This window comes from Reyranella sp. GW821-FHT12G01 (assembly GCF_058806575.1).
The window spans coordinates 4,037,076-4,048,134 of the sequence record NZ_JBXAPV010000001.1 but is presented as its reverse complement, the minus strand read 5'-3'; the positions used below and the strand labels follow the sequence as shown (position 1 = coordinate 4,048,134).

The 11,059-nt window shown below is 68.2% G+C and carries 8 protein-coding genes; 3 read left to right on the top strand and 5 right to left on the bottom strand.

Annotation, left to right across the window (positions count from 1 at the left end; genetic code table 11):
- The coding region (locus AC1RP5_RS19490; RefSeq protein WP_493113254.1) for a peptidoglycan-binding protein at nucleotides 1-1,763 on the bottom strand (1,763 nt) is incomplete at its 3' end.
- Entirely contained in the window at nucleotides 1,760-2,827 is a 1,068-nt protein-coding gene (locus tag AC1RP5_RS19485; RefSeq protein ID WP_493113252.1) for a COX15/CtaA family protein, read from the bottom strand. The genes AC1RP5_RS19490 and AC1RP5_RS19485, both read right to left, overlap by 4 nt.
- A 109-nt stretch (nucleotides 2,828-2,936) precedes the next feature.
- Here AC1RP5_RS19485 and AC1RP5_RS19480 point away from each other — a divergent pair, with 109 nt between their 5' ends.
- A complete protein-coding gene (locus tag AC1RP5_RS19480; protein ID WP_493113250.1) occupies nucleotides 2,937-6,440 on the top strand; it encodes an FAD-dependent oxidoreductase in 3,504 nt (1,167 codons plus the stop codon).
- Here AC1RP5_RS19480 and AC1RP5_RS19475 read toward each other — a convergent pair.
- Genes AC1RP5_RS19475 through AC1RP5_RS19465 form a run of 3 tightly spaced genes read right to left on the bottom strand, consistent with a single transcriptional unit; the run spans nucleotide 6,437 to nucleotide 8,937 of the window.
- Complete coding sequence (locus AC1RP5_RS19475) at nucleotides 6,437-6,850, bottom strand: MAPEG family protein (protein WP_493113249.1); 414 nt, start codon at nucleotides 6,848-6,850, stop codon at nucleotides 6,437-6,439. The two genes, AC1RP5_RS19480 and AC1RP5_RS19475, sit on opposite strands and share 4 nt — an antisense overlap.
- An 11-nt stretch (nucleotides 6,851-6,861) precedes the next feature.
- Entirely contained in the window at nucleotides 6,862-7,545 is a 684-nt protein-coding gene (locus AC1RP5_RS19470) for a class I SAM-dependent methyltransferase (RefSeq protein ID WP_493113248.1), read from the bottom strand.
- A gap of 30 nt (nucleotides 7,546-7,575) precedes the next feature.
- On the bottom strand, nucleotides 7,576-8,937 hold the full coding sequence (locus AC1RP5_RS19465) for an MATE family efflux transporter (protein ID WP_493113246.1): 1,362 nt from the start codon (nucleotides 8,935-8,937) through the stop codon (nucleotides 7,576-7,578).
- A 78-nt stretch (nucleotides 8,938-9,015) separates the two neighbouring features.
- On the opposite strand from AC1RP5_RS19465, the gene AC1RP5_RS19460 reads away from it, so the two are divergent.
- A complete protein-coding gene (locus AC1RP5_RS19460; protein ID WP_439613461.1) occupies nucleotides 9,016-9,312 on the top strand; it encodes a cupin domain-containing protein in 297 nt (98 codons plus the stop codon).
- A gap of 152 nt (nucleotides 9,313-9,464) precedes the next feature.
- Entirely contained in the window at nucleotides 9,465-11,042 is a 1,578-nt protein-coding gene (locus AC1RP5_RS19455; RefSeq protein ID WP_493113245.1) for a DEAD/DEAH box helicase, read from the top strand.
- Nucleotides 11,043-11,059 lie beyond the last annotated feature (17 nt).

Genomic DNA, 11,059 nt, shown 5'->3' with positions numbered 1-11,059 from the left:
AGCTTCTCGATATCGGCCGAACTCGGCGGCGGAGGCGGCGGCTCGGCCATGGCAAGTTCGATCGGCTTCGGCGGCGCGGGCATCAGCTTCTCGATATCGGCCGAACTCGGCGGCGGAGGCGGCGGCTCGGCCATGGCGAGTTCGATCGGCTTCGGCGGTGCCGGCATCAGCTTCTCGATATCGGCCGAACTCGGTGGCGGAGGCGGCGGCTCGGCAGCGGCGATCTCGATCGGCTTCGACGGCGCAGACATCTGCTTCTCGATGTCGGCCGAGCTCGGTGGCGGAGGTGGCGGCTCCGCGGCGGCGATCTCGACAGGCTTCGGCGGGGCTGGCGACTCGACCTTCGCCGGCGTCTCGGCCTTCGGCGGAGTCGCGGCCGCGACGGCGACCGGCGGTTCCGGCCTCGCCTCCGGCGTCACCGGCGGCGGCGTGTCGCGACGGGCCAGCGCTTCCTTCAATGCGCCGTAGAGTTGCGGCGTGAGCTCGCCGGTCTCGCGCTGGGCCGAGATGCGCTGGAAGGTGCGGACGGCCGCGCGCGTCATCGGTCCGACGTTGCCGTCGGGCTTGTCGCGCAGCAGCTTCAGGTCGAACAGGGCCTGCTGGATGACGCGGACCTGCTCGTTGGTGGCCTTGGGCCAATCCGGCGGAATGAGATCGGGCGCCCGCGGCGGCGGTGTTCCCAATTGCGGGGCGGGGCGTGCGACGCGTGCCGGTGGTGGCAGCGGCGGCGGCGCGGCCGCAGCGGTTTCCATCGGCGCCACGCGAATGGCGGGCCGCGCCTTCTGCATGGTCTCGACGATCTGCCTGAACTCGCTCTGGCCGAGCAGCTCCGCCTTCTGCAGATCCTCCGGCGTGAGGCCCCGCTGCAGCGCCTGCGCGCGTGTCGCCGATGTCCGGGCGAGCGCGGTCTCGTTGCCCTTGTTCGTCTGGCGCTCGAACTCCGCGGCGATCGCGAACCAGGCCATCGCCATCGCCGGATCCTTCGCCGCCGCGTCGCCGCGCTCGTAGATGTCGCCGAGCGAGAACATCGACGCCGCCATGCCCTGGCGCGCGGCGGCCTGCAGCAGTTCGACCGCCTCCTTGCCGTTGCGCGCCGCGCCCTTGCCGTCGCGCAGCATCAGGGCGAGGTTGTGCTTGGCGATCGCCAGGTTCGCCGCGACGGCCTTGCGATACCATTCGACCGCGCGCGCCGCGTCCCGCTCCATCACGAAGCCGCGCTCGTACATCACCGCGACATTGAAGGCGGACTGGGCCGAACCGGCCTCGGCCGCGCGCAGCAGCCAGCCGGCGCCGGCCTGCTGGTCCTTGGTCATGCCGATGCCCTGGACCAGCCGGCGGGCCATCTCTTCCATCGCGGGAATGCTGTTGGCGTCGGCGCGGCTGCGCAGGTCGGCGACCGTCAGGGCCGCCCAATCGACGTTCCGGTCGGCCGGAGACGGAGCCGGGGCGGGGGGCGGTGTCGGGGCTGGCGCGGCCACGGCGGCTGGTGGCGAAGCCGGCGGTGGCGGAACGGACTCTGCCGGCGGCGGGGCGGCGGCGGCTTCGGCCTTTTCGGCCGGAGGAGCCGCGGTGGGCGGCTGGGGCGGCTCGGCTTGCGCCACCGACGATGGCGGCGCCGGCGGCGTCTCTTCCGGCGGCCGGGCCATCCAGGCGCCAGCCCCCGCCGCGGCCGCGAGCATGATCGCGAACGACGTCATCACGACGGGTCGCTTCAGCAGGGGCCGTTTCAGCGAGCGAGGGGCGGCGGCAGGCTTGCCGGTCATCCCCGGAGAATAGCCGAGACGGGCCGCTGCGGCGAAGGCATCGCGCGGTGGCGCACGACGAGCAGGGCGGTCAGGAGCAGCACGGCGCCGGCCTGGTGGAGGGTGGCGATCGGGATGCTGACGCCGCTCAGGATGGTGGCGATCCCGAGGCCGAGCTGGAAGAAGGCCATGGCCGCCGCCGCCAGTGTTTCGGAGCGCGGCGCGCGCCACGCCATGACCACCACGCCGAGGAACAGGAGCTTGGCCAGCCACCGGTGGACGAACTGGATGGTCGTGCCGTTCTCGAAGAAGTTGATCCAGGCCGGCGACAGCTCGAACAGGCCGGGCGGGATCCAGTAACCCGACATGGTGGGGAAGGTGCTGTGCGAGGTTCCGGCGCGCAGGCCCGCCATGAACGCGCCCCAGATCATCACCACCAGCAGGAAGCCGATCAGCGCCGTCGACTTGCGCTGGACCTTGCGGTCGTCGCGGCGGATGCCGTGCGGAATGAGTTCCAGGATCAGCCAGACCGTGTAGGCGTAGAGCACCACCGCCAGCATGAGATGGGCGGCGAGCCGGTAGTGGCTGACCGATGGCCGGTCGACGAGACCGGATGCGACCATCGCCCAACCCAGCGCGCCCTGCAGGCCGCCCAGCACGAGCAGCGCCAGCAGGCGCGGCTTGAGGTGATCGTTGAGCGCGCCGCGCCACCAGAACCAGGCGAGCGGCAGGGCGAAGACGACGCCGATCAGCCGGCCCCAAAGACGATGGATGTATTCCAGCCAGAAGATCTCGCGGAATTCCGGGACCGTGAAGTCGCGGTTCACGAGACGCCCCTGCGGCGACGCCAGGTACTTCTGCAACTCGGCCTGCCAGGCGGTGTCGGAGAGCGGCGGCAGCCAGCCGGTCACGGGGCGCCACTCCACCATCGACAGGCCCGATTCGGTCAGCCGCGTCAGCGCGCCGATCACGATCATGAAGAAGATCATGCCGGCGACGACGATCAGCCACTGGCGCACGGAGGCGGGGACTTGCTGCATGGCCGGCGGAACATGGGCGAAGGCGGCGGCGGCGTCATCAGGCATAAATGTCGCTAATGCCGACATGAGCCTGCGACGCTTGCACTCACCGTGAGCGGTCTGTTTAATCAGTTCGTAGACGAACGGCCTGCCCTCTCGCCCTGGATCCTCGTCAATGTCTGACTTTCAGCTGGCCCCACCGCTGACGCACGGGCTCAGCTTCAAAGATCTTCACGACCGTGAGGATATCGCCCGCCTCGACGCCGCCTTCGTGGATTGGCTGAAGGACGCCAATGTCGACGCCCATGCCCGCCTGATGGCCGCGCGCGCCGCGCCCGAGGGGCTGGCGCCCAAGGACGAATCCAACCTGCTGATCGAAGTGGCGCGGCCGCTCGAGGATTTCATCGGCACGCTGTTCGGCGTGAGCGCGGAAGCCGCGGGCTTGCGCGGACGCCACAGCCGCCTGGCGCCGCTCTACGACTGCAAGCGCCTGTTCGTGCAGCGCTACGTCACCCGCGCCCTGAAGCCCGACGCGGCGGCCGCGCTCGACTGCACTTCCGTCACCGCCGCGCTCAACCTGCCGGTGACGATGGCCGACGGGCTGGAAGCCTGGGAACTGGCCTTCGCGCTGGCCGTCCGCGACCTGATCGGTGCGGAATTCAAGGTCGAGGTGCCGACGCCCGAGGTCACGGCCTTCGCCGAATATGCGGCCTGGGCGCTGCACAATCCGGAGGGCAAGCGGCGGCATCTCGACGGGCCGCTGTTCAAGGTGCCCCACAAGCTCGACTTCGAGCATCTCGTGCCGATCGAGACCGAGATCGTGGACGGCGTCACCCGCATGAAGCTGCCGCGGCCGATGTTGCGCCACCGCGAGGGCTTCGCGCTGACCGACCCCGGTTTCGACCTGGTGCGGGCGCTGGATCACGCCAATTACTGCATCTGGTGTCACAACCAGGGCAAGGACAGCTGCTCGCGCGGCCTGAAAGATCGCAAGACCGGGGCCTTCCAAAAGTCGCCGTTCGGCGTCACCCTCGCAGGTTGTCCCCTGGAGGAGAAAATCTCGGAAATGAACCTCCTCAAGAGCGAGGGGTTCTCCATCGGCGCACTGGCGATGGCGGCGGTCGACAATCCGCTGCTGGCGGCGACCGGCCACCGCATCTGCAACGATTGCATGAAGGCCTGCATCTATCAGAAGCAGGAACCGGTCGACATCCCGCAGATCGAGACCCGCACGCTCAAGGACGTGCTCGCCCTGCCATGGGGCTTCGAGATCTACTCGCTGCTGACGCGCTGGAATCCGCTGAACCTGCGCCGCCCGATCCCGCGCGCCTCGACGGGCCGAACCGTGCTGGTGGTCGGCCTCGGCCCAGCAGGCTTCAACCTCGCGCATCACTTGATGAACGACGGCCACACGGTGGTCGGCATCGATGGACTGAAGATCGAGCCGTTGCCCGAGGCGCAGTCGGGCGTTGCGATGGACGGCACGCGCGTGGCGTTCTCGGCGGTGAAGGACGTCGCGACGTTGCGTGAAAATCTCGGCGAGCGTGCGATGGCGGGCTTCGGTGGCGTCGCCGAGTACGGCATCACCGTTCGTTGGGACAAGAACTACCTGAAGATGGTGCGCCTGCTGCTGGAGCGGCGCGCACAATTCTCGATGTTCGGCGGCGTGCGCTTCGGCGGCACTGTCACGGTCGAGAGCGCCTTCGCCATGGGCTTCGACCACATCGCGCTCTGCGCCGGCGCCGGCAAGCCCACCGTGCTCGATCTGCCGAACGGATTGGCGCGCGGCGTGCGCGCGGCGTCGGATTTCCTGATGGCGCTGCAGCTCACGGGCGCGGCCAAGAAGGAGTCCATCGCCAACCTGCAGATCCGCCTGCCGGTGGTGGTGATCGGTGGCGGCCTTACCGCCATCGACACGGCGACGGAATCGCTCGCCTACTATCCGCTGCAGGTCGAGAAGTTCTTGAGCCGCCACGAGACGCTGGTCGCCGAGCGCGGCGATGTGGCGGTGGGCGCAAACTGGTCGCCGGAAGAACGCGAGATCGCCGAGGAGTTTATCGCGCACGCTCACGCTATCCGCGCCGAGCGCGAACTGGCGGCGCGCGAGGGGCGGGAGCCCGCGATCACCAAGCTGGTGAACGGCTGGGGCGGTGTCTCGCTGGTCTATCGCCGCCGCCTGATCGATTCGCCGTCCTATACGTTGAACCACGAGGAAGTGCTCAAGGCGCTCGAGGAAGACATCCGCTTCGTCGAAGGGCTTTCGCCCGTTGCCGTCGAGATCGACGAAGTTGGCCAGGCGAAGGCACTCAAAGTCGCGGGCGAGCAGAACGGCGCCAAGGTCGAGGCGACCTTGCCGGCGCGGACCATCCTGGTCGCGGCGGGCACGCAGCCCAACACGGTGCTGGCGCGCGAGGATGCGACCCACGCCTTCATCGACGGCAAGTATTTCCGCGCCCTCGACGAGGAGGGCAATCCCGCGACGCCCGAGCGCGTCTGCAAGCCCGGCGACGTGCGCGTGCTGATGTATCGCCACGCCGACAATCGCTTCATGTCCTTCTTCGGTGACCTGCACCCCTCGTTTGCGGGCAATGTCGTGAAAGCGATGGGTGGCGCCAAGCAGGGCTATCCGGTGCTGACGCGCTCGATGACGGCGCTGCCGCCGCCCAAGCGCACGCCGGCGGAGATCCTCGACGAAGCCAATCGCTCATGGCGCGCCCGCGTCGTGCGCGTCGACCGACTGACGCCGACCATCATCGAGGTCATCGTCGAAGCGCCGGCCGCCGCGCGCAATTTCGAGCCCGGCCAGTTCTATCGCCTGCAGAACTACGAGGCGCGGTCGCTGAAGGCCGAGGGCACGTTGCTCACCATGGAAGGTCTCGCGCTGACCGGCGCCTGGGTCGACAAGGAGAAGGGTCTGCTGTCGCTGATCGCGCTGGAGATGGGCGGCTCGTCCGACCTCTGCGCCATGCTGAAGCCCGGCGAGCCGGTGATCGTCATGGGGCCAACTGGCGCGCCGACCGAGATCGAGCCGGGCGAGACCGTCGTGCTGGTGGGCGGCGGTCTCGGCAATGCCGTGCTGTTCTCGATCGGTCAGGCCTTCCGCAAGGCCGGCAGCAAGGTGCTCTACTTCGCGGGCTACAAGAAGATCATCGACCGCTACAAGGTCGAGGAGATCGAGGCTGCGGCCGACGTCGTCGTCTGGTGCTGCGACGAGGCGCCGGGATTCGCAGCCAGCCGCCCACAGGACAAGTCCGTCGTCACCAACATCGTCGAGGCGATGCGCCAATATGCATCGGGCGAGCTGGGCGACCAGCCGATCCCCTACAGCGCCGCCGACCGCATCGTGGCCATCGGCTCCGACGGCATGATGAACGCCGTGCGCCTCGCGCGGCATGCCGCGCTAAAATCGTTCCTCAAGCCCGAACACGTGGCCTTCGGCTCGATCAACTCCCCCATGCAATGCATGATGAAGGAGATCTGCGCTCAGTGCCTGCAGCTCCACAAGGATCCGGAGACGGGCAAGGAGACGGTGGTTTTCTCCTGCTTCAACCAGGACCAGCGGCTCGACCTCGTCGACTTCGCCAACTTGCGCCAACGCCTGCGCCAGAACTCGGTGCAGGAAAAGATTGGCGCGCTGTGGATCGACCGCTCGCTGCGGCAGCTCGGGGTGCGCGGCTAGACGAAGATCTTCCGCGCCACGATCACCAGCAGCGCGACCGACGTCACGAGGATCACGAGAAGCGTCAGGAGGGAGCCGATGGCCCGGCCGGGATTGGCGTTCGCCGAGCCTGAGAGGCCGAAGGCATGGGCGACGCGGCCGATGACGAAGGCGGCGCCCAGGACATGCACCAGCAGGCGCGGACCGTGGCAGATTTCGAGCAGGGCCAGCAGGACCAGCACCAGCCCGGCATATTCGGCGAAGTTTCCGAAGGCGCGGGCGATACGGCCCAGCTCAGCATCGCCGCCATCGCCCATGCTGACGCGCTTGCTGCGGCGCTGGAGGCTCACCCGCAGCGACAGCACCACGCAGAGAAGTCCGATCAGGGCGGCGTAGAAGGCGGTGACGAACGGCAGGGCCGGCATTGCCATGAGGCGATCTCCTAGGGGGCGCGGACGAAGCGGAACAGGACCTTGTCCTGGCTGTAGTAGCGCAACTGGTCGACGACCTTGGGAAAATATTCGCTGCCCACGGTCACCGGCATGAAGGCGTCGAGGTCGAGCGGGCGCACGCCGACATGGAACCCGGCATCGCTGAACGCCTTTGCCACTTGGTCGAGAGAATGGTCGTAGAGCGGGATCGACGAGGTCTCGGCGATCAGTTTGCGCCAACGCGGCCACACCGCGCTGTCCTTGTGGCAGCCCATGGCGGCGACATAGGTGCCGCCGGACTTCAGCGCCGCCTTGATGTCAGCGGCGTGCGCGGCGAGATCGGGCAGGAGGTAGAGCACCTCGTGGCTGAAGGCGAGGTCGAACGTCTGGTCGAGCGCCGCCGCGCTGTCGCTCACGCTGTATTCGATGGGCCGATGCCCCTTCAGCAATTTTGCGCGATCCACGGATTCGCGGGCGATGTCGATGCCGACCGCCGATTTGAACGGATGACGGTCGTGCAGCATGCGCAGGAAGCCGCCCTGGTTGCAGCCATAGTCGAGCACGGTCGATTGGCGCAGATCCTCATGGACCCCGACGTCGATCATGCGCCGCCAGATCGGCGCATGGGCCGCGCCCATCGCTTCTTCGTCCGCTTCGTTGCGGTTCCAGGTGCGGATGATGGAAGGCCGTTGCATCGCTTCCTCCGTCTCGGGGAAGCGAGGCTATCACGCCCTCGCTACACGCGCGCGCCACGGATGCACGAGCAGCGGTCCCGCGATCAGGCTGCCGAAAGTGACGATGCCGACGGCGATGGCGGTGAACACGCCGGGCAGACCCCAGCCCAGTTGTTCGATCGCGAACCAGCCGCCGAGCGAGGCCACGAACAGGCGCGTCACGCCGGCGGTGAAGGGCGCCGTCATGCGGCCCGCACCCTGGCTCGCGAAGGACAGCGTCATGCCGATGCCGAACACGAAGTAGAAGGGCGCGACGCGCGTCACGTAGGCCACGGTCGCGGCGATCACGTCGGGGTCGTTCGTGAAGAGGCGCGCCCAGCCTTCGGGGAACAGCGCCACGACCCAGCCGAAGATGCCGATGCCGAGGCCCGCGACCAGGCTGCCGATCCAGGCGGCCCGCACGGCACGGCGCCACTCGTTGGCGCCGGCGGCCACGCCGACGATCGTCGTGAGGCCCGAGCCGATGCCGAAGGCCAGCGGCACGAGCATGAACTCCAGCCGCACGCCGATGCCGTAGCCCGCGAGGGCGGCAATGCCGAAGCGGCCGACCAGGCCGGTGACAAGCATGGCGGTGAGGTTGGCGGTGAAGGCGGAGAAGGAGGCGATCAGGCCGACCCGCAGGATCTCCCAGAACAGCCGGCCCTGGAGAGGCACGCCCGATACCGCCGGCACGAAACCGAGCTTGCCACTCCACAGCGCGCGAGCCTGCAGCAGCGCCGACACGGCGGCGGTCAGCAGCGCGGAGATCGCCGGTCCCGCCATGCCGATGCCCTGCCAGCCGCCGATGCCCAGCGCCAGCACGTAGGAGAGCGGCACCTGGGCGATCGAGGAGACCAGCATGTAGCGGCCCGGCGTCGCCGCATCGCCGCCGCCGCGCAGCAGGGCGGAGAGGAAGAAGTTGGCCCAGATGAAGATCGAGCCGGTGAACAGCACGTGGGAGTAAGTCAGCGCCTTGGCGAGCGCCGCGCCATCGCCGCCCAGCAGCCGGTAGAGCGAGGGCGCGATCGTCCAGGCCAGCAGGGTGAACAGCAGGGCCAGCACCGCGCCGAGCACCAGCGCATGCAGCACCAGCTTGCGGGCATCCTCGGTCCGGTCAGCGCCCAGGGTGCGAGCCATGGCGGCCGCCACGCCGCCGCCCATGCCGCCCGCGGCCATCATGGTCATCATCATCATGAGCGGGAACACGAGCGCGAAGCCCGCCAGCGCCTCGGTGCCGAGCTTGCCGAAGATGAAAGTCTCGGCGATGGCCACGAAGGTCTGGACGATCATGACCGCGGTGGTGGGGGCCGACAGCTTCCACAGGCTCTTGCCGATGGGCGCGGTGAGAAGAGGATGAGACAGGACAGGCTCCAATTACGTGCATATGCACATTATCAGGGCGCGCCGTCCTGTCACCTTACAAAGCCTGCGATCCCCCATTAGCTTTTGCGCATGACCGACAAGGAACGTCCGCTCGCCAAGCCCTCGGTGCAGATCGACAACGATCGCGTCATCGTCACGGAATGGCGCTTCCCGCCGGGCAGCCACACCGGCTGGCACCGCCACAACCACGACTATGTCGTGGTCCCCGTCACGACGGGCGAACTGCACATTTTCGACGGCAAGGCGACCGTCCCGGCGCCGCTCCGGGCCGGGGTCTCCTACGCCCGCCAGACCGGGGTCGAGCACGACGTCATCAACCCCAACGATTTCGAGTTCGTTTTCGTCGAAATCGAGGTCAAGGCCTGATCCAGCCGCCGGTCTGCCCCGCGAGCGGGTCGCATTGACTCGCCCACCCGTAAGGATCATATGGGGTCCGCCCAGCGGTCCGGCCCGATCCTCGAGCCTTATGAGACCGCTCCAAGTCCAGCGGAAAGAATGGACTAAACTACGGAAATTAAATGAGTTTTGAGAGTTTGGGGCTGAGCGCCCCGGTACTGCAGGCAGTGGCCGAAAAGGGCTACACGACGCCGACCCTCATCCAGGAAAAGGCCATCCCCATCTGCCTGATGGGTCGCGATGTCCTCGGATGCGCCCAGACGGGCACCGGAAAGACCGCCTCCTTCGTCCTCCCGATGATCGATATTCTCTCGGAAGGCCGCTCCAAGTCGCGCATGCCGCGCTCGCTGATCCTGGAGCCGACCCGCGAACTGGCCGCCCAAGTGGCCGAAAACTTCGAAATCTACGGCAAGTACCACAAGCTCAACATGGCGCTGCTGATCGGCGGCGTGAGCTTCCCCGACCAGGAACGCGCGCTGGAACGCGGCGCCGACGTCCTGATCGCCACGCCGGGCCGGCTGCTCGACCATTTCGAGCGCGGCGGCATCCTGCTGAACGACGTCAAGATCCTGGTGATCGACGAAGCCGACCGGATGCTCGACATGGGCTTCATCCCCGACGTCGAGCGCATCGTCGCCACCCTGCCGCCGCTGCGCCAGACCCTGTTCTTCTCGGCCACCATGCCGCCGGAGATCAAGCGCCTGGCCGACCGCTTCCTCAGCAACCCGAAGGAAGTCACGGTCGCCCCGCCGGCCTCTGCCTCCAAGAACATCGTGCAGGGCCTGTCGGTCGTGCAGGAGGAGGACAAGCGCGAGGCGCTGCGGGCCCTGATCAAGGAACAGGACATCAAGAACGCCATCGTCTTCTGCAACCGCAAGAAGGACGTGGCGATCCTGCAGGGCTCGCTGAAGAAGCACGGCTTCAACGCCGGCGCGCTGCATGGCGACATGAGCCAGCCCGCGCGCATGGAGACGCTGGAGAAGTTCAAGCAGGGCGAGATCCAGATCCTGGTCGCGTCCGATGTCGCCGCCCGCGGCCTCGACATCGTGGCGATGAGCCATGTGTTCAACTTCGACGTCCCGTTCTCGCCCGAGGACTACGTCCATCGCATCGGTCGCACCGGTCGCGCCGGCAATACCGGTCATTCCTTCACCCTGGCGTCGCCCGAAGAGGGCGGCCTGGTCGAGGCGATCGAGAAGCTGATCGGCACCACCATCCCGCGCGTCGAAGTGCCGGGCATGCAGACGATCGAGTTCGAGCCGTCCGACGGACGCCGTCGCGGACGTGGTCGTGGACGCGGTGGTTCGAGCAGCAGCCGGGGCAAGAGTGGTGGCAGCAGCCGCTCTTCGCGTGGTGAGTCGCGGCCCGAGCGCGAGCCGCGCCCGGAAATGGAAGCCCGCCCCGAGAGCGAGGCGCGTCCGCCGCGTGAACCGCGTCCGGAGCGCGAAGCCCGTCCGCCGCGCGAGCCGCGGGCCGAGCGTCCGCATCGCGAGCCCCGCCCCGAGCGTGAGGCCCGTCCCGAGCGCGAGGCGCGCCCGGAACGTGAGTCTCGTCCCGAGCGTGAGGCGCGTCCGTCGCGCGACCGTCGTCCGGAGCGGTCGGACCGCCCGCGCCACGACCGCCGCGATCGCGACGATACGCCGGCGCCGATGGGCCTTGGCGATCACGTACCGGCTTTCCTCGCCCGTCCGACGCGCTAGAGTGCGCGCCGCGGCGG